Origin of the sequence: Acinetobacter baylyi DSM 14961 = CIP 107474, from assembly GCF_000368685.1 — a bacterium.
Lineage (GTDB): Bacteria > Pseudomonadota > Gammaproteobacteria > Pseudomonadales > Moraxellaceae > Acinetobacter > Acinetobacter baylyi.
In genome coordinates, this window is sequence record NZ_KB849630.1 from 36,472 (window position 1) to 56,783 (window position 20,312).

Annotated in this window: 14 protein-coding genes, 2 tRNA genes, 2 rRNA genes and 1 pseudogene; 12 read left to right on the forward strand and 7 right to left on the reverse strand. The window is 42.6% G+C overall.

Translation table 11 applies throughout. The annotated features are described in order from the left end of the window. Positions 1-26 precede the first annotated feature (26 nt). Positions 27-623: an undecaprenyl-diphosphatase gene (locus tag F952_RS15565; RefSeq protein ID WP_004930118.1), complete on the reverse strand. Its 597-nt coding sequence runs from the start codon at positions 621-623 to the stop codon at positions 27-29. 171 nt (positions 624-794) lie between these two features. Beyond that, complete coding sequence (mpl, locus tag F952_RS15570) at positions 795-2,156, reverse strand: UDP-N-acetylmuramate:L-alanyl-gamma-D-glutamyl-meso-diaminopimelate ligase (RefSeq protein ID WP_004930123.1); 1,362 nt, start codon at positions 2,154-2,156, stop codon at positions 795-797. 242 nt (positions 2,157-2,398) lie between these two features. On the opposite strand from mpl, the gene F952_RS15575 reads away from it, so the two are divergent. From F952_RS15575 to F952_RS15595, 4 genes are all read left to right on the forward strand, one after another. Then, positions 2,399-2,767 carry a DMT family protein gene (locus F952_RS15575; protein ID WP_370458632.1) on the forward strand — a complete coding sequence of 123 codons (369 nt, stop codon included), beginning with the start codon at positions 2,399-2,401 and terminating at the stop codon, positions 2,765-2,767. A gap of 350 nt (positions 2,768-3,117) precedes the next feature. Further along, positions 3,118-3,633, forward strand: coding sequence for a 5-(carboxyamino)imidazole ribonucleotide mutase (purE, locus tag F952_RS15585; protein WP_004930129.1), 516 nt, complete (start codon positions 3,118-3,120; stop codon positions 3,631-3,633). Between the two features lie 90 nt (positions 3,634-3,723). Then, entirely contained in the window at positions 3,724-4,854 is a 1,131-nt protein-coding gene (locus tag F952_RS15590; protein WP_081398987.1) for a 5-(carboxyamino)imidazole ribonucleotide synthase, read from the forward strand. Between the two features lie 549 nt (positions 4,855-5,403). After that, positions 5,404-6,699: a lytic murein transglycosylase gene (locus tag F952_RS15595; protein ID WP_004930139.1), complete on the forward strand. Its 1,296-nt coding sequence runs from the start codon at positions 5,404-5,406 to the stop codon at positions 6,697-6,699. Between the two features lie 55 nt (positions 6,700-6,754). On the opposite strand, the gene F952_RS15600 is transcribed toward F952_RS15595, so the two are convergent. The 5 genes and pseudogenes from F952_RS15600 to F952_RS15615 form a co-directional block, all read right to left on the reverse strand. Continuing rightward, the gene (locus F952_RS15600; RefSeq protein ID WP_004930142.1) at positions 6,755-7,132 is read right to left on the reverse strand and encodes a hypothetical protein; all 378 of its coding nucleotides are present in this window, start codon (positions 7,130-7,132) and stop codon (positions 6,755-6,757) included. A gap of 183 nt (positions 7,133-7,315) precedes the next feature. After that, positions 7,316-7,483, reverse strand: a pseudogene (locus tag F952_RS16905) (beta-propeller fold lactonase family protein); the annotation flags it as partial. Positions 7,484-7,692: 209 nt separating this feature from the next. Next, entirely contained in the window at positions 7,693-9,636 is a 1,944-nt protein-coding gene (dnaK, locus tag F952_RS15605; protein WP_004930151.1) for a molecular chaperone DnaK, read from the reverse strand. Between the two features lie 119 nt (positions 9,637-9,755). Then, the gene (grpE, locus tag F952_RS15610) at positions 9,756-10,310 is read right to left on the reverse strand and encodes a nucleotide exchange factor GrpE (protein WP_004930153.1); all 555 of its coding nucleotides are present in this window, start codon (positions 10,308-10,310) and stop codon (positions 9,756-9,758) included. Between the two features lie 166 nt (positions 10,311-10,476). Next, on the reverse strand, positions 10,477-11,370 hold the full coding sequence (locus tag F952_RS15615) for a LysR family transcriptional regulator (RefSeq protein WP_004930157.1): 894 nt from the start codon (positions 11,368-11,370) through the stop codon (positions 10,477-10,479). A gap of 108 nt (positions 11,371-11,478) precedes the next feature. On the opposite strand from F952_RS15615, the gene F952_RS15620 reads away from it, so the two are divergent. The 8 genes from F952_RS15620 to F952_RS15655 form a co-directional block, all read left to right on the forward strand. Continuing rightward, the gene (locus F952_RS15620; protein WP_004930161.1) at positions 11,479-12,342 is read left to right on the forward strand and encodes an MBL fold metallo-hydrolase; all 864 of its coding nucleotides are present in this window, start codon (positions 11,479-11,481) and stop codon (positions 12,340-12,342) included. 360 nt (positions 12,343-12,702) lie between these two features. Then, a complete protein-coding gene (locus F952_RS15625) occupies positions 12,703-12,948 on the forward strand; it encodes a hypothetical protein (protein ID WP_004930164.1) in 246 nt (81 codons plus the stop codon). 550 nt (positions 12,949-13,498) lie between these two features. Then, positions 13,499-14,569: an alpha/beta hydrolase gene (locus tag F952_RS15630; protein ID WP_004930167.1), complete on the forward strand. Its 1,071-nt coding sequence runs from the start codon at positions 13,499-13,501 to the stop codon at positions 14,567-14,569. 126 nt (positions 14,570-14,695) lie between these two features. Next, a complete protein-coding gene (locus tag F952_RS15635) occupies positions 14,696-15,262 on the forward strand; it encodes a peptidylprolyl isomerase (protein WP_004930172.1) in 567 nt (188 codons plus the stop codon). 426 nt (positions 15,263-15,688) lie between these two features. Then, positions 15,689-17,226 (forward strand): 16S ribosomal RNA (locus tag F952_RS15640). A 60-nt stretch (positions 17,227-17,286) separates the two neighbouring features. Next, positions 17,287-17,363 (forward strand) — tRNA-Ile (locus F952_RS15645). A 36-nt stretch (positions 17,364-17,399) separates the two neighbouring features. Further along, positions 17,400-17,475, forward strand: a tRNA-Ala gene (locus tag F952_RS15650). A 343-nt stretch (positions 17,476-17,818) separates the two neighbouring features. Further along, positions 17,819-20,312, forward strand: a 23S ribosomal RNA gene (locus tag F952_RS15655); the annotation flags it as partial.

Here is a 20,312-nt window from a genome sequence, read left to right on the forward strand (position 1 = left end):
TCGCAAGTGATATACACTGCCCTATACTATTTGATCAGGCCCCGATCTAACAATGGCTTACCCACCCATCGATAAATATTCAGTGCAATCTGCATAAAGACTTGGTGATAATGCTGCCAGAGATAAAATCCAATCAAATTGACAAACAAGGCCAGTATAAAGGCGCCCAGCATATCTAGCGGAAAGTGCACCCCCACATAAATCCTTGACCAAGCCACTGCAAAGGCAAGCCCCAGTAAAATACCACCAGCCAGTTTACGTCCTGCAAAGCAGTAAGATAAGGCAATGGTGCTAAAAATGAGCATATGGTTACTCGGAAAAGATGCAGTTGGCTGATGCTCAATCAAGGTTCTTCCCACCTCCATCACAAAGGGACGTGGATGAGGATAAATCATTGAAATTAAATAACCGAGCAACAATGAAACGGCAGTGAGAGCGACGGCTTTAAATGCACGTTCTTTGAGTTGTAAATCGCCATAGCACCACAAAAAAACCAGTAAACCCAGCAAGATATATAGCAGATCATTGGCGACAAAAATGGCCAGATGAATCATGACGGGTTTGGCATCGGTAGATGCATTCAAGGCGCTAAACAAGGCTAGATTGAGGGTTTCAATCGGCATTCCCACTCCATTGTTCAGAAAATGAAGCAAGCATGATAAAGAAATCAGTTCTGAGCGGAATTGGAAATTATGACAGTTTTGTAATATTTGAATGGAAAGTAATCACTTCGAATGCTAAAACCAAGCTGGATCATCTACCAGATGTACTCCAACTTGGTTTTGCGCTTAATTTTAAGCTTGTAATGCAGTCAGCAACTTCTGGTGTAAACCACCAAAACCACCATTTGACATAATCACGACAGCATCGCCATCAGCTGCTTCTTGTGTAATTCGGTGGATAATATCCTCCAGAGAGCGACTGACTTGTGCATGATTGGTGGCTGCGTCAATCACAGGCTGTAAATCCCAGTCGAGACCTTCTGGTTGATACCAGATCACTTCATCGGCCAAACGTGCTGAATGTGCGAGCCCCTCTTTGTGACTGCCCATACGCATGGTATTGGAACGTGGTTCGATAATTGCCCATAAACGACGTTCACCCAGACGTTTGCGAGCCCCCTCCAGTGTGGTTTCAATCGCAGTCGGATGATGTGCAAAGTCATCATAGACTTCCACACCACGTACGGTATCGAGTAGCTCCATACGACGTTTAACCCCACCAAAATTTGACAAAGCTTCACAGGCTTGTTCGATAGTGACACCTACATGCTGTGCGGCTGCAATGGTCGCCAAGGCATTCGCAACGCTATGCTGCCCTGTCATATTCCATTTGACTTCACCCTGAACTACACCGTGTTCGAGCACTTTAAAATGACTGCCATCGCTGCAAAGCTGTTCGGCACTGATTTGTGCATCGTTGGCTTTAAGACTGGTACGTACAACAGGTGTCCAGCATCCCATTGCCAGCACATCATCGATATTGGTTTCAGTCACTGGCGTAATAATGCAGCCTTCACTCGGAATGGTGCGAACCAAATGGTGAAACTGTTTTTGAATGGCGGCCAGATCATCAAAGATATCGGCGTGATCAAATTCAAGGTTATTTAAGATGGCTGTTTTAGGATGATAATGAACAAATTTGGAGCGTTTATCAAAAAATGCAGAATCGTATTCGTCTGCTTCTACACAAAAATATTTTCCGTCGCCCAACCGCGCACTTTCGCTAAAACCCAGTGGTACACCACCAATCAGAAAGCCAGGATTGAGACCAGCCTGATCCAGCACCCATGCCAGCATGGTGGTGGTGGTAGTTTTGCCATGTGTACCTGCTACACCCAATACATGTTTACCCTGCAATACATGATCGGCCAGAAATTGCGGACCAGAAATATACGGCAAGCCTTCATTGAGCATATATTCAACCGCATCAATCCCGCGTTTCATGGCATTGCCCACAATCACCAGATCTGGATGAGGCTGTAAATGGCTTCGGTCGTAGCCTTGCATCAGTTGAATGCCTGCATTTTCGAGTTGAGTCGACATCGGTGGATAGACATTCGCATCTGAACCAGTAACCTTATGCCCTAAATCACGTGCCAACAGTGCCAAAGAGCCCATAAAGGTGCCACAAATACCTAAAATATGCAGATGCATAACTTGTCTACTCCACTACCCTGCACCAGCTTTTCTATATGTATGTGCTGGTATCAGATCAAATTAAATTGATAGCAACGATAACAAGGCTCTTTTAGAAAAGATAGTGAAAACTCATGCGAGAAACTGGCTTTGCTGTTGCATTTCGGTGAATGCTTGAGATTAATTTTTTATGGATCAGATTTTTTCTATAATTCCTCTTTATACTATTCTGCATCTAACTTTTATGCTCATTATGGCTTATTCTTTTAAAGGATATTGATTTGAATCCGACATTTATTGCGCTTGGATGTTTAATTATCTCGAATTGCTTTATGACCATGGCATGGTATGGGCATCTTAAGTTTTTACATCATGCCCCTTTATGGCAAGCCATTTTGTTTGGCTGGATCATTGCATTACTTGAATACAGTTTTATGATTCCTGCCACACGTTATCTGGATCAGCAAGGCTGGAGTCTGGGGCAAATGAAGATTACGCAGGAAGTCGTGACTTTACTGGTATTTACCCCATTTATGCTGTTTATGTTTAAACAACCTTTTAAACTCGATTATTTATGGGCCATGGCGTGTTTGATGGGATGTGTTTATTTTGTATTTCGGAGCCAGTAGTAAATAAAAATCAAAAAAAAGCCCGACATCCTGTCGAGCTTTTTGTATCTTGCTGTTTAGGTATAACGCCTGTCGTACCTCATGCTCCTGATGCGAGAACTTATGATGATTGTTTTGCGTTCCAGAACGTCGTGTTCCCTGATGTATGCATCTTAGATCCAGCCTAAGATGATGCCTTGTCAAAAATTTCCTGAAACCTTGTCAGTAAATGCTGACAATGTGCTGTCAGAATTTTCCAAGAATTTTGGAGACGCCGAAAAAAGACGCTATAATGTTGCAATCATTCATGTACTTCTTGGCGTAAGCCGAGATATCCCGTCTTTTCTTTTATTTACTCTTTGGAAATGCCAATGAACGCGGTCGCAGCGAAAGATGCTCAACCCTTAGTCGGAATTATTATGGGTTCTCAATCGGATTGGGCAACTCTAGAACATACTGCCAATATGTTGAAACAACTTGGTGTACCTTTTGAAGCTGAAGTTGTTTCCGCACACCGGACACCAGACCGTTTATTTGAATACGCAGAAACTGCGCGTGACCGTGGTATTCAGGTGATCATTGCAGGTGCAGGTGGTGCCGCGCATTTACCAGGGATGTGTGCTGCCAAAACCGATTTACCCGTTTTAGGTGTTCCTGTGAAATCATCAATTTTAAATGGTGTGGATTCTTTGCTTTCAATTGTACAAATGCCTGCAGGTATTGCAGTGGGTACATTGGCGATAGGCCCTGCGGGTGCAACCAATGCTGCGATTATGGCAGCCCAGATTCTTGGCTTGACCCGTCCAGAGATTGCAAAAAATGTTGTAGATTTTCGTGCGGCCCAAACCGACAAGGTTGCTAGCAATAATATTCCAGGCCAAGCGTGAGAATAAGCAGACTTAAAGCGTCGCTTTAAGCTTTTGCCTGACGCGCAAGACTCTAGGCGATAGCCAAAGGTGCTGAGTGAAAATATGATGATGAAACAAATCAATAAGATTGGAATTTTTGGTGGCGGTCAGCTTGGACGCATGATGGCACAAGCTGCGTTGCCACTGAATATTCAATGTACTTTTTTTGAAGCAAATACAGACTGTCCTGCGGCTATTTTAGGTCAGGTATTTTCAGGCCAGAATGATGCAGAAGCGCTTCAGGCATTTATTCAAAGTGCTGAGGTTTTTAGTCTTGAATTTGAAAATACGCCATTGGCAGATGTTGATGTCCTTGCACAGCAAAAAGCGATCTTTCCGCCGCGTCAAGCTTTGGCAACTGCGCAAAATCGTTTGCTGGAAAAAGAACTTTTTCGGCATCTTGATATTCCAGTTGCGCCGTTTCAGGCAGTTGATAGCCTGGAATCCTTGAAAGAGGCTGTACACATACTCGGTCTTCCAATTGTTCTGAAAACTGCAACAGGCGGTTATGATGGAAAAGGTCAGTTTGTACTGCGTGAAGCGGAGCAAATTGATCAGGCTTGGCAAGAGCTTGGCCCTGCCAAATCGCTGATTGCAGAGAGCTTTGTGAAATTCTCAAGAGAGGTTTCGATTATTGCAGTGCGTGGTCAAGATGGCGAAGTTAAAACTTGGCCGTTGGCAGAAAATCATCATCATCATGGGATTTTATCGCATTCGATTGTACCTGCGCCGCATAGCGAAGATTTGCAACCTGTTGCACAAGATTATATTACCCGCCTGCTCAATCATTTGAATTATGTGGGTGTATTGACCTTAGAGCTTTTTGTAACAGAACAAGGCTTGTTTGCCAATGAAATGGCGCCAAGAGTACATAACTCAGGACATTGGTCAATTGAGGGTGCGGTATGTTCGCAGTTTGAAAACCATGTTCGTGCCGTGGCCGGTTTACCTTTGGGTTCTACTGAGGTTATACGCCCAACCGTCATGATTAACATTATAGGCAAGCATCCAAAATCAGAAGATGTTTTAGCGCTCAATGGTGCACATTTGCATTTGTACAATAAGACTGAGCGTGACGGTCGTAAGCTTGGTCATATCACATTGATGCCTTTGAACCGTAGTGAACTGACTTCACTATGTCGTCAGTTGGCTGACATTTTGCCAGAGCCTCTAGCATTGACTCAAGACATGAACATCTAATTTTAGAAAGGTCTATAAATCAGGCGATCAGCAAGCTGGTCGCTTTTTTATTGTCTTTTTTTCGCTAATATATCCGCCCTTCTTTTCCAAGAGTTTTTTCAGATGTGGTTTTGAATTTAAAAACTTTAGCGTATGTGTTTTGCTGTGATTGGATAGGATTTGAATTCAAAATAAATTGCAGGAGAATATTTAAATTCAAAATCGTGAATTGTTTTTAAATTTAAAAGTATGGATGCACAAATTTTGAATTTAAATGGGTGATAAATAACTTATCCACACTTGATTGCTGTTTTTAACGATCAAAAAGTTTAAATTTAAAAGTTTGATTTTAAATTTAAATGCATTTCAATTTTGAATTTAAAAAAATGGATTGTTTAAATTCAAAAAATATATTTGTGTGGGCTGTGGATAACTTTATTCACAAGAAATATGAATTTAAATTTTCAAATATGAATTCATATTTACGAATTGCTTCTTTGATTTCATAAACGTAATGATAAGGTAGAACGATATCTTGAGTTTTGAATTTAAAATTAGGTGATGATAATAATGCGACATGTTCCTTTTTTACTTGGTTCTTATTTTTTCTTCATTGTACCTGCTCACGCAGAGCTTATTCTGAATGAGAAAACATCTAATGGCACCCCAATGACTACACCTGCCATCACCAGTAATATAAGTCCACAAAATGATAATTTTCAGCGTTGTATTGCCAATTTACGTTCACAGGCAATTTCTTCTGGTGTAAATGAATCAACATACGATCGTTATACCCAAAACCTGACACCAGATTATTCAGTGATTGATAAGCTCAATTATCAACCTGAATTTTCGACACCAATCTGGGATTATCTGTCGGGTCTGGTCGATGAAGAACGGGTACAAGCAGGTCGCCAAAAGATGGCACAATATCGTGATGTACTGAACCGTGCTTCTCAAGCTTATGGCGTGCCTGTAGAAACCATTGTGGCGGTATGGGGTGTAGAAAGTAATTATGGTGATATTTCTGGAAAGTATCCGTTATTGCAGGCTTTGGGCACACTAAGCTGTGAAGGTCGTCGCCAAAGTTATTTCCGTGGGGAGTTTTTTGCCACCATGCGTATTTTGCAGCGTGGCGATTTACATGAAGATCAATTAAAAGGTTCGTGGGCGGGTGCATTTGGACATACACAATTTATGCCATCGACTTATGAGCGTTTGGCGGTAGATTTTGATGGTGATGGCCGTCGTGATTTGGTCTCAAGTGTGCCTGATGCTTTGGCCTCAACGGCAAACTTTTTAAAACAGGCTGGTTGGCAGACAGGAATGCCATGGGGCTTTGAGGTCAAAATTCCACAAGGAATGTCAGTAAGTGGTGAAAGTCGGCGTAATAAAAAACCTTTGAGCACGTGGGAGCAGAGCGGCATAACCCGTATAGATGGTTCGTCGCTGGTTCAGGGGAATTTATCAGCCACGACATCAGCAGGTTTAATGATGCCAGCAGGTGCCAATGGTCCTGCATTTTTGGTCTTTAAAAATTTCGATGCTATTTACAGCTACAATGCTGCCGAAAGCTATGGTTTGGCCATCGCACATTTATCAGATCGTTTGCGAGGAACAGGCCCATTTGTCACGGCTTGGCCAACGGATGATCCGGGTACGTCACGTGCCGAACGTCGAGAAATCCAGCAATTTTTACTCAAGCGTGGTTATGATATTGGTGCTGTTGATGGTTTGATAGGTGATAAAACTCGTCAAGCGATACGTCAAGAACAAACCCGATTGGGCCTAAATCCCACAGGTCGTGCAGGTCAACAAATTTTGCGTGCATTTCGTCAGGAACAAGCCAGACAGATGATGCAATAATAGAGAAAAGGTCTGATCCATGGGTCAGACCTTTTTCATCTGCAAGATTTCATGCTTATTCAATAGGAGGTTGATCCAGTTTGACTGCTTCCAAGATATCCATGATTACGGTGGTGACATCTTGGCTCAGTTCGCGATCATTAAAAATCTCATAAGCCGTGATGGTCACATCAGTGTCACTTGGCAATAGTTTTTGCTCTTCTTCAATTAAGTGTTCAATTGGTAGTAGGGTTTGTTTGACTTCAAGATGTAAAATATCTTCAAAATCTAGATTTTCATCTTCTAATTCAATAATTTGTTCGTTGAAATAGGGCAGTAAAATCGAATGCAGGTAGGGCTTGATTTCAATAATATCAAAAATCTCGATATCACGTGTTTGCTCAATTGTGCTGATGTGATCGTTCACTTCAATCAAAATATGATAATAACTCACTGATATCTCCTGATTTACGCTAACCTTCAATATTGTTTATACCGTAGCATGGCAAAATTTTAGATACAATCATTGCTATTTGCTCCGCGTTAGATTTTCTTGTGTGGATTAGTGTAAAACTTAGGGTGTTGGATAGAATTAGAATTCTTCTTGGCCATTTTAGAGTCTTGTCTCTGATCATGATTATTCAAAGAATTTTATATCTGTCGGTGTGGATAGCTTGGCTGTATCATCAGCAGGCTTTAATGTGCCGCGCATGGCGTCAAAGTGAAATAAACTAATATTATTGCTAAATACATTGGCTACATACAGATATTGGCCTATTGTATCGAATGAAAAAGCATGCGGTTCAGCAAAGTATCATTTATTGTTGTCTATTAATGGCGATTGGTCAAAATTCTCAACAAGAATGTATAGCGTCAATCGCTGATGAATCTGCTGTACGCTATTCAGTGTTTAGAAAGAATGCCCTGATATTAGCATGTAAAAACGCTGCAACAATTATCAATGTACATAAAAAAGCGCCCGATAAATCGGACGCTTTTTCAAAAAACGATCAATTATTTTTTGTCGTCTTTTACTTCGGTAAACTCTGCATCTACAACGCCATCGTCCGCTTTTTGTTGCTGACCCGCATCACCACCTTGGAATGCATTTGGATCAAATCCTTGTGCACCGCCAGCACCTTGTGCTTGTTCATAAGCACGTTGCGTGATTGGCATCAAGATGTTTTGTAAAGCTTCAGTTTTCGCTTTGATGTCTTCAACATCATTTTCTTTAGTGGCTGCTTCAAGCTCAGACACCGCAGTCGTGATTGCAGTTTTTTCATCTTCAGTTACTTTGTCACCAAGATCTTTGACTGCTTTATTTGAGCTAGAAACAAGCGCATCCGCTTCGTTACGTGCTTTCGCTAACTCTTCAAACTTACGATCTTCTTCAGCATTCGCTTCTGCATCTTTGATCATTGCTTCGATTTCAGCATCAGACAAACCTGAGTTTGCTTTGATCTGGATCGATTGCTCTTTACCTGTGCTCTTATCTTTAGCAGATACTTTTAAGATACCATCTGCGTTGATGTCGAACGATACTTCAATTTGCGGTACACCACGTGGCGCAGGTGGAATATCGCCTAACTGGAAGTTACCCAACAATTTGTTTTGTTGAGCCATTTTACGTTCACCTTGGTAAACCGAAATGTCTACAGCAGGCTGGTTATCAGCAGCAGTTGAGAACACTTGTGATTTCTTCGCAGGAATCGTGGTGTTTTTCTCAATGATCGGAGTTAATACGCCGCCCATTGTTTCGATACCTAAAGTTAACGGTGTGACATCTAATAAAAGTACGTCAGTTTTGTCACCCGACAAGACTGCACCTTGAATCGCAGCACCAATCGCAACTGCTTCGTCAGGGTTCACGTCTTTACGTGGCTCTTTACCAAAGAATTCCTGTACTTTTTGCTGAACCATTGGCATACGTGACTGACCACCCACCAAGATCACGTCAGAGATGTCAGAAGTCGAAAGACCTGCATCTTTAAGCGCGATACGGCAAGGTTCAATGGTACGAGCAACTAAATCAGCAACCAAACCTTCAAGTTTTGCACGAGTAACGTTGATCACCAAGTGTTTAGGACCAGTCGCATCTGCTGTGATATACGGCAAGTTAATTTCTGTTGAGCTAGATGACGAAAGCTCAATTTTTGCTTTTTCAGCTGCTTCTTTCAAACGTTGAAGTGCAAGCGGATCGTTTTTCAGATTCACGCTTTGTTCTTTTTTAAACTCTTCAACTAAATAATCAATCAATGCAGTATCAAAGTCTTCACCACCTAGGAAAGTATCACCATTGGTAGATAACACTTCGATTTGTTGGTCGCCATCAAGGTCAGCAATTTCGATGATTGATACGTCAAATGTACCACCGCCCAAGTCATAAACAGCTACTTTGCGGTCGCCTTCTTTCTTGTCCATACCAAATGCAAGTGCCGCAGCAGTTGGTTCGTTAATGATACGTTTAACATCAAGACCAGCAATACGACCAGCATCTTTAGTTGCTTGACGCTGCGCATCGTTAAAGTATGCAGGTACAGTAATCACGGCTTCTGTAACAGTTTCACCTAAGTAGTCTTCTGCTGTTTTCTTCATCTTTTTCAAGATTTCAGCAGAAACCTGTTGTGGCGCTAGTTTTTTGTCGTTGACTTCAACCCACGCATCACCATTATCTGCTTTGATGATTTTGTATGGCACCAAACCGATATCTTTTTGAACAGCCTGATCTTCATAACGACGGCCAATCAAACGCTTAATTGCGAATAATGTATTTTTAGGGTTGGTTACTGCCTGACGTTTTGCAGACTGACCTACCAAAATTTCGCTGTCTTTGTAGGCAACGATTGATGGTGTAGTACGTGTGCCTTCTGCATTTTCGATGACTTTAACTTTATCGCCTTCAAGTACTGCAACACATGAGTTGGTTGTACCTAAGTCAATACCGATAATTTTTGCCATTAGTTGTATTCCTCAAAATTTTTTTGCAATGTTTTTGCTTGTTATTCGATATGAGAGTGAATTGATTTTTTTCAAGTATTTTTCAAAAAAAAATTCAAAAAACTCTCAGATTTATTCATTTATTGACCGACTGTAACCATTGCTGGGCGGAGCAAACGACCAGAAAGCGTATAACCTTTCTGTAAAACGTTTCCGATCTCACCTGATTTGGCATTTGGATCAATACCTACTGCTTGATGCAACTCAGCATTAAAGCCGTTGGTCGTATCTACAGACACGACATCAAATTTTTCGAGTGTGGTCGTGAGTGATTTCAATGTCAGCTCAACACCTTCAAGCAATGGTGTTTTTTCTTTACCTGCGGCCTGAATGGCACGCTCAAGATTATCGACTGAGTCAAGTAAGCTTTTAGCAAACTTTTCCAGTGCAAATTTTTTGGCAGTATCTGCTTCGCGTTCTGCGCGTTCTTTTACTTTTTCAGCTTCATAGACAGCATTTGCTGTACGTGCTTTTTCAAGCTTCAAACTTTCTTCGAGTTTGCCGATCTGAGCTTTTAAATCTTCAACGCTAATCTCAGCACCCTGTTCGACACCTTCAGTTTGAGTTTGCTCATGGTCCTGCGTGGTTTGCTCTGAAGATAAGTCTTGAGACTGTTCGTTTTGCTCATTAGCCATTGATGATCTCCGTTTAAAAGGGTTTTTAAACATGTACAGTCCTTTTTTGGCGTCAGTGTTTGTAACTGCAAAAATCCTGAACTGCCACGAATTTTGTTCATTTGTGAATACCCTTAACAGTGTGGGCATTCCCAAAAAATTCAAGTCATGCTGAGTATTAAAAGTCTTAAATTGATGGATTTAAATCATTTCCCAAATGTTCAATGAGAAAAGCAATCAGTAGTTGGGTCATTTGTGGTAAGTGCTCACGTGAGGCATATACCAGCGAAAGGGGTAAATCAACGGCTGAAAAATCGGGCAGTATTCGAATCAGACGACCTGCTGCTAAATCGTCTTTAACCATTAAGGTGGGTAGCATGGCAATACCTTGAGCATGTAAGCACATATCATAAAGTGCATTGACGTCATTACTTTTAAAGCTACTATTAATTGGATAATTCTGCGGTTGTTGCTCGTTATCAGTCATGGTCCAGTACTGGCTATGACTTTGATGGGTAATACACTGGTGTTGCATCAGTTGACTTGGATGAGACAGCGTAGGGTATTGTGCAAGATAATCTGGATGTGCGCAGAATGTGGATGCAATATCAAAAATTGGACGGGCAATCAGTCCGTCAGCAACTTTTTGAGTGATGCGCAGTGCAAGATCAATGTTGCCATCAATCAGATCTAATGCATTTTCTGTCAGTGATAGATCAAATTGAATTTCTGGATATTCAGTTTTAAACGCACGCAGGCATCGATTTAAACCGAGTTGATATAAAAACAAGCCACAGGTCAGTCGAATGACACCACTTTGCTGCTCATGTGCTGCCAGATCGTGAAGTAGATTGTGTTGTTGTAAAATATTCTCGCAATAGTGCAAGGCTTTTTCACCATAAGGCGTTAAGGAAATTTTTCTGGTATTACGCTGAAACAGGCGCACTGAGTAAACGTGTTCAAGATGGTCCAGATAGCGTGAAACCATGGCTTTTGAATAATTTAATTGATCGGCTGCTTTGGTCAGACTACCTTGCTGGGCAATCGTCACAAAAACCTGAATGGCTTTTAATGTATCCATTATTGTGATCTGAAATTGTTGCAATATATGCAAAAGTTTATCTTGAATTAAGTGATTTATTTAACAAAAAATGCAAATTAAAGTGTCATTCATGTATAGGAGAAAATGATGAACCACTTAAAAAAATCCTTGGCATTGATTACTCTTGCTGGCACCTTTCTCACCCAGAATCTTTGGGCACAACCTTTAAAAGTAACAAGCTTCTTGGCACAGCCAGATCACTTTGGGGTCACCTCAACTTTAATTGAAGGTGAGAAAGACGTGCTATTGGTAAATGCGCAATTTTCCAAATCAGAAGCGTTAAGATTGGCAGCAAATATTTTAGACAGCGGTAAAACCCTAAACACAATTTTTGTGAGTTATGGTGATCCAGATTATTATTTTGGTCTGGATGTTTTTAAGCACTACTTTCCAGATGCCAAAATTATTGCAACGCCAGAAACGGTAAAGCACATTCAGGATACACAAGCACTTAAAGTAAAATATTGGTCACCTATGATGGGGGCGAATGCGCCAAGTCAGATCATTATCCCTCAAGCGTATACTGCCAAAACTCTAAACTTTGAAAATGAAAAAATTGAAATTAAAGGCAAAGATGAACTGACGTATTTATGGATTCCCAGTGCTAAAGCTGTTGTTGGTGGAATTCCTGTATCATCAGGCATTCATTTATGGATGGCAGATACACCAACCACTAAAGATCGTAACGAAGTTATTCAAACTTTGGAAAATATCAAATCCTTAAATCCAAAAGTTGTGGTGCCAGCGCATATGAAGTCAGGTGCAGCCGAAGGATTGGATGCAGTTAATTTCTCGATTGACTATTTAAAGCAATATGAAAAAACAGTTAAAGTCACAAATGACTCAGCAACGCTCATTCAAAAGATGCAAACTCAATATCCTAATTTAGCCGAAACAAGCAGCCTAGAATTGGGTGCGAAAGTGGTTAAAGGCGAGATGAAATGGCCTTAATACTGTAAAAAGTGATCTATGTCAGTCTAAAGGTAATACTGGCAGGCAAATTTGCGGCATTATCTTGATTTCTCAGTTTTGTATACTTTTTATAAATGAAGCTTCAATCTTCAAAGTCAGATTTGAAGCAACTCGACCATAAAAACTCACATAAGATTAAAATATTAGGCTCAATGAGAACATTTCTCTTTTATTTTAAGCTATCGCAGGCAAATTAATAAAAAATTTCAGAATATGTACCGCTTGACTTAAAAACTCCAACGAATTGTGCGAGCGAAACAAAAAAAAATTGTGAATGATAGGCAGCGCAAAGTTGGACTTTGTGATTTTTTTATTTGTCATAATGAAAGGAAAGACCCAATGAAAAAGTTAGCTCTAATGTCTGTTGTTTGTGCTGGTTTCGCATTCACTGCTGTTGGATGTGCTTCTGAAGCTGGACTCAATGCTTCTGGTTCTGCACATACCACATCTGCACCTGAGTCCCAAACGGGTGTAGGTGTACAAGGCGGTGTAGCAGCTGAAGCAGGTGCTTCAACTCAAACTCAACCTGTACAGGCAGCTCCTGAAGCACCACAGACAAGCCCTGATACTGCAACTGTTCAATAAGCAATAGTGACGCCTGCATCTTGAATAGTGCAGCCAAGGTAAAGTATCAAGGATGCCACCTTCACTTTACGGATTGACTCGAGCTGCTACTCAAGCAATCGCCTATTCAAGATGACATGAGCCTAAGAAATCTCTTACAGTCTGTGTCGAGAATGACCCTAGCTCTAGCTTAAATGATCAGAGTATGATGATTGCATACAGAACAGGATGTACTGGAATGGTTTGATTGACTTTTAAACGACATGATGTTGTTTTGCAAACCAGAGGATAAACCCCTAAATCACCTTATGATTTAGGGGTTTATTTTATTGGAAACACTTGGATCATCCAATGTCACAAATTATTCGCAAAATAATATGATAATGGTATATGGCAAAATGCGACTTCCAATCCATGTTTTTTAGTCAATGACTTTTAGGGATGATCCGATTAGCGTAAATAAACACAATAATGTGACATCTTGATTGCGTACTTTAGACAACAATAGATTCAAGAACAGATAAATTGTATCGAGAAATCAAATGACAACGACGATGAAAGGAGAGAAGAATTGACTGCATTTGTTCAAACCATTCAGGAAGTTTTAGAAAAAGGTCATGGGCCTGCTGCACGTGCTTTGGATAAGCTTCCTTCCTTCGTACAAGAGTCTATTGCGAAAGTTTTAGGTTATCCCTATCAGTACCCGCAGTTAGATAGCTTTATCAAATGCTTGATGGCAGTTCAAATCAAGCAAGGTCAAACTGGGTTTATCGGCTCAGATGTCGAAAAATCACGTTTAGCCTTTGAAACTCAGATGGAGTCCATTCTTCGCAAGCCCACAGCCATCACGTTTGTCGAAGATATCCGCTTACCATTACAAAGCGGAACTATCTTTGCACGTCATTATCATCCTGCTCCAAACAAAAAATTACCTATGATTGTGTTCTATCATGGTGGAGGATTTGTGGTGGGCAATGTTGATACACATGATGAAGCTTGTCGACTCATTGCAAAATACGCCAATGCTCAAGTATTAAGTATCGATTATCCATTGGCACCAGAAGTTTCACCGCAACGACTAATTCAGTCTTGTGAAGATGCCTTAGCTTGGGTTTATCAAAACAAACGTCATTTTAAAATACTAAAAAATCAGATTGCCGTGGCAGGTGATAGTGCGGGTGGAAATATCAGCACCGTTGTGGCTCAGCGTGCGATTGGAAAAGTTTACGCACCAGATGCACAATTCCTGATTTATCCAGTAGTTGATTTTAAAAGCCGTCATCCCTCATTTTATGCATATAAAGATGGATTGGTGCTGACTGGAAATGACGTCGACTATGTGACTGATTACTATGCAACAAAGCATGCTGTACATTTAGATGATCCAATTATTTCGCCTACCTATGGTAATTTCAAAAAACTGGCGCCTGCATATATTGTGACGGCTGGACATGATGTATTACATGATGAAGGCGAAATCTATAGCCATAAGCTACGTCAAGCAGGGGTTAAAATTCATTTTGAAGAGTACCTTGATCAAACCCATGGATTTATCAATTTGACGCCAGTTTCACATAAGGCGAGAGCAAATCTGATTCAGATGAGTAAATCATTCCGTAAATTTTGGAATAAATACGCCTGATATTAAGATCAGTTGAAATTTGATACTATTTGAAGAAATAGTATCAAATACACAATTAAAACAAGAGAGTAGACAGTTTATGCTATGTTAAGTCACTTATGATAAAAGAAGTTAACAGGATAACGAATGCTTAAACGAGTCGCGATAGTTCTGGGTGGATTATTGATTAGTGCACATGCTTTAGCAAATACCATGGTTGAGATGAAAACCAATCTGGGAAATATAGAAATTGAGCTTTACAACAATAAAGCACCGATCTCAGCGAAAAACTTTGAAAGCTATGTCAAAAATAATTTCTACAATGGCACTATTTTTCATCGCGTCATTCCAAATTTCATGATTCAAGGAGGTGGTTTTGAAACCAATATGAAAGAGAAGGCGACTGCTGCACCTATCAAAAATGAGGCGTCAAATGGCTTGGCAAATACTCGCGGCACATTGGCAATGGCAAGAACCAGTAATCCCGATTCAGCAACCAGCCAGTTTTTTATCAATGTTGCAGATAACAACTTCTTAAATGCTTCACGTACAGATGCAGGTTATGCAGTATTTGGCAAGGTAATTAAAGGCATGGATGTCGTCGATAAAATTGCGAATGTACCTACAAGTACCTATGGTATGCATCAAAATGTACCTAAACAACCTGTGAAAATTATAAGTGTACAAATTAAGAGCATTAATACAGCAAAATAACCAAGAAATAAAAATGACATATTTTTCTTTTATAATTAGAACCTTGTGATCATTTTTACCTTAAAAAGCACCATGTTGGTGCGCAAAAATAGAACACTCGTTAAAACAACGGGTTAAAAAGACTTGCGTGCCAAAAAAAATGTCCTATAATGAGCTCATCCCGACGCGATACACGAAAACATCTTAGCTCACAGGGTTAAGGTTGGAGAAAGTGTTTTGCGTTGAATTTGTCTCTGACGAAGAGCAAATCGATCATTAAGAGAATAGAAGAACAACTTGTGTGGATTTTTACTGGTTGATTGATTGATATATTATCATTGATTGATTGGTTTAAATTACTCGAAGTTTATTTGAGCGAAATTTAAGTCAGAAAATTGATGAGCCAGAATTGGTGTCTTGTTCTTTAAGAAAGGCACAAAATGATTTTAACTGAAGAGTTTGATCATGGCTCAGATTGAACGCTGGCGGCAGGCTTAACACATGCAAGTCGAGCGGGGGAAAGTACTTCGGTACTAACCTTAGCGGCGGACGGGTGAGTAATACTTAGGAATCTGCCTATTAGTGGGGGACAACATCTCGAAAGGGATGCTAATACCGCATACGTCCTACGGGAGAAAGCAGGGGATCTTTATGACCTTGCGCTAATAGATGAGCCTAAGTCGGATTAGCTAGTTGGTGGGGTAAAGGCCTACCAAGGCGACGATCTGTAGCGGGTCTGAGAGGATGATCCGCCACACTGGGACTGAGACACGGCCCAGACTCCTACGGGAGGCAGCAGTGGGGAATATTGGACAATGGGGGGAACCCTGATCCAGCCATGCCGCGTGTGTGAAGAAGGCCTTATGGTTGTAAAGCACTTTAAGCGAGGAGGAGGCTTACCTGGTTAATACCCAGGATAAGTGGACGTTACTCGCAGAATAAGCACCGGCTAACTCTGTGCCAGCAGCCGCGGTAATACAGAGGGTGCAAGCGTTAATCGGATTTACTGGGCGTAAAGCGCGCGTAGGCGGCCAATTAAGTCAAATGTGAAATCCCCGAGCTTAACTTGGGAATTGCATTCGATACTGTTTGGCTAGAGTGTGGGAGAGGATGGTAGAATTCCAGGTGTAGCGGTGAAATGCGTAGAGATCTGGAGGAATACCGATGGCGAAGGCAGCCATCTGGCCTAACACTGACGCTGAGGTGCGAAAGCATGGGGAGCAAACAGGATTAGATACCCTGGTAGTCCATGCCGTAAACGATGTCTACTAGCCGTTGGGGCCTTTGAGGCTTTAGTGGCGCAGCTAACGCGATAAGTAGACCGCCTGGGGAGTACGGTCGCAAGACTAAAACTCAAATGAATTGACGGGGGCCCGCACAAGCGGTGGAGCATGTGGTTTAATTCGATGCAACGCGAAGAACCTTACCTGGCCTTGACATAGTAGAAACTTTCCAGAGATGGATTGGTGCCTTCGGGAATCTACATACAGGTGCTGCATGGCTGTCGTCAGCTCGTGTCGTGAGATGTTGGGTTAAGTCCCGCAACGAGCGCAACCCTTTTCCTTACTTGCCAGCATTTCGGATGGGAACTTTAAGGATACTGCCAGTGACAAACTGGAGGAAGGCGGGGACGACGTCAAGTCATCATGGCCCTTACGGCCAGGGCTACACACGTGCTACAATGGTCGGTACAAAGGGTTGCTACCTAGCGATAGGATGCTAATCTCAAAAAGCCGATCGTAGTCCGGATTGGAGTCTGCAACTCGACTCCATGAAGTCGGAATCGCTAGTAATCGCGGATCAGAATGCCGCGGTGAATACGTTCCCGGGCCTTGTACACACCGCCCGTCACACCATGGGAGTTTGTTGCACCAGAAGTAGCTAGCCTAACTGCAAAGAGGGCGGTTACCACGGTGTGGCCGATGACTGGGGTGAAGTCGTAACAAGGTAGCCGTAGGGGAACCTGCGGCTGGATCACCTCCTTAACGAAAGATTGATTGATTGGTAAGAATCCACAACAAGTTGTTCTTCTAAGATGTATCTGAGGGTCTGTAGCTCAGTTGGTTAGAGCACACGCTTGATAAGCGTGGGGTCACAAGTTCAAGTCTTGTCAGACCCACCAAGTCTACGACTGAAAGATACATAAATGATATAAGCTGGGGACTTAGCTTAGTTGGTAGAGCGCCTGCTTTGCACGCAGGAGGTCAGGAGTTCGACTCTCCTAGTCTCCACCACGTACTTTAAAGAGTACGGCTAAGGTGTAGATTATAGAACTTAGTAAAAAGAAGATCATGAGATCTTGTTTTATTAAGTTCTGTGATTTATCACAGTTTAGTGTGATCTGACGAAGACACATTAATTCATTAACAGATTGGAAAATATTGAGTCTGAAATAAATTGTTCACTCAAACACAAACAAAGCAATTTGAATGTGAATGAGAACTAGCAAATTAACTGAATCAAGCGTTTTGGTATATGAATTTAGATTGAAGCTGTACGGTGATTCAATTCACAGTACTTCAAACTGTAATGTTGATAATGCTACTTGTAGGCATTAGCGACTGTTTGGGGTTGTATAGTCAAGTAATTAAGTGCATGTGGTGGATGCCTTGGCAGTCAGAGGCGATGAAAGACGTGATAGCCTGCGAAAAGCTCCGGGGAGGCGGCAAATATCCTTTGATCCGGAGATGTCTGAATGGGGAAACCCACTTATCATAAGATAGGTATTGCATGATGAATACATAGTCATGCAAGGCGAACGAGGGGAAGTGAAACATCTCAGTACCCTTAGGAAAAGAAATCAATTGAGATTCCCTTAGTAGCGGCGAGCGAAAGGGGAACAGCCCATTAAGTTGTGTGTGTTCTAGTGGAACGCTCTGGGAAGTGCGAACGTAGAGGGTGATATTCCCGTACACGAAAGGGCACACACAATGATGACGAGTAGGGCGAGGCACGTGAAACCTTGTCTGAATATGGGGGGACCATCCTCCAAGGCTAAATACTCCTGACTGACCGATAGTGAACCAGTACCGTGAGGGAAAGGCGAAAAGAACCCCTGTGAGGGGAGTGAAATAGATCCTGAAACCGCATGCATACAAGCAGTGGGAGCCGACTTGTTCGGTGACTGCGTACCTTTTGTATAATGGGTCAGCGACTTATATTCAGTAGCAAGGTTAACCGCATAGGGGAGCCGTAGGGAAACCGAGTCTTAATAGGGCGTATAGTTGCTGGGTATAGACCCGAAACCAGGCGATCTATCCATGAGCAGGTTGAAGGTTGGGTAACACTAACTGGAGGACCGAACCCACTGTCGTTGAAAAGCCAGGGGATGACTTGTGGATAGGGGTGAAAGGCTAATCAAGCCTGGTGATAGCTGGTTCTCCCCGAAAGCTATTTAGGTAGCGCCTCGGACGAATACCATAGGGGGTAGAGCACTGTTTCGGCTAGGGGGTCATCCCGACTTACCAAACCGATGCAAACTCCGAATACCTATGAGTACTATCCGGGAGACAGACTGCGGGTGCTAACGTCCGTAGTCAAGAGGAAAACAATCCAGACCGCCAGCTAAGGCCCCAAAATCATAGTTAAGTGGGAAACGATGTGGGAAGGCATAGACAGCTAGGAGGTTGGCTTAGAAGCAGCCACCCTTTAAAGAAAGCGTAATAGCTCACTAGTCGAGTCGGCCTGCGCGGAAGATGTAACGGGGCTAAAACTATGTGCCGAAGCTGCGGATGTAACTTTAAGTTACGTGGTAGGGGAGCGTTCTGTAAGCCGATGAAGGTGGATTGAGAAGTCTGCTGGAGGTATCAGAAGTGCGAATGCTGACGTGAGTAACGACAAAACGGGTGAAAAACCCGTTCGCCGAAAGACCAAGGGTTCCAGTCCAACGTTAATCGGGGCTGGGTGAGTCGACCCCTAAGGCGAGGCCGAAAGGCGTAGTCGATGGGAAATTGGTTAATATTCCAATACTTCTGTGTAATGCGATGAGAGGACGGAGAAGGTTAGGTCAGCCTGGCGTTGGTTGTCCAGGTGGAAGACAGTAGGCATGCATCTTAGGCAAATCCGGGGTGCTCTATGCTGAGAGTCGATAGCAAGCTAGTTTACTAGCGAAGTGGCTGATACCATACTTCCAAGAAAAGTCTCTAAGCTACAGTTACACAGGAATCGTACCCGAAACCGACACAGGTGGTCAGGTCGAGTAGACCAAGGCGCTTGAGAGAACTCTGCTGAAGGAACTAGGCAAAATGGTACCGTAACTTCGGGAGAAGGTACGCTGTTGATGGTGATGGGACTTGCTCCCTGAGCGATTGACAGCCGCAGAAACCAGGCCGCTGCAACTGTTTATTAAAAACATAGCACTCTGCAAACACGAAAGTGGACGTATAGGGTGTGATGCCTGCCCGGTGCTGGAAGGTTAATTGATGGGGTTAGCGTAAGCGAAGCTCTTGATCGAAGCCCCAGTAAACGGCGGCCGTAACTATAACGGTCCTAAGGTAGCGAAATTCCTTGTCGGGTAAGTTCCGACCTGCACGAATGGCATAATGATGGCGGCGCTGTCTCCAGCAGAGGCTCAGTGAAATCGAATTCGCCGTGAAGATGCGGTGTACCCGCGGCTAGACGGAAAGACCCCGTGAACCTTTACTGCAGCTTGACATTGAACTTTGACCTTACTTGTGTAGGATAGGTGGGAGGCTATGAAGATGGGACGCCAGTTCCATTGGAGCCATCCTTGAAATACCACCCTGGTAATGTTGAGGTTCTAACTCTGCCCCGTAATCCGGGGCGAGGACCATGTCTGGTGGGTAGTTTGACTGGGGCGGTCTCCTCCTAAAGAGTAACGGAGGAGTACGAAGGTGCGCTCAGCGTGGTCGGAAATCACGCGTAGAGTATAAAGGCAAAAGCGCGCTTAACTGCGAGACCCACAAGTCGAGCAGGTACGAAAGTAGGTCTTAGTGATCCGGTGGTTCTGTATGGAAGGGCCATCGCTCAACGGATAAAAGGTACTCTGGGGATAACAGGCTGATACCGCCCAAGAGTTCATATCGACGGCGGTGTTTGGCACCTCGATGTC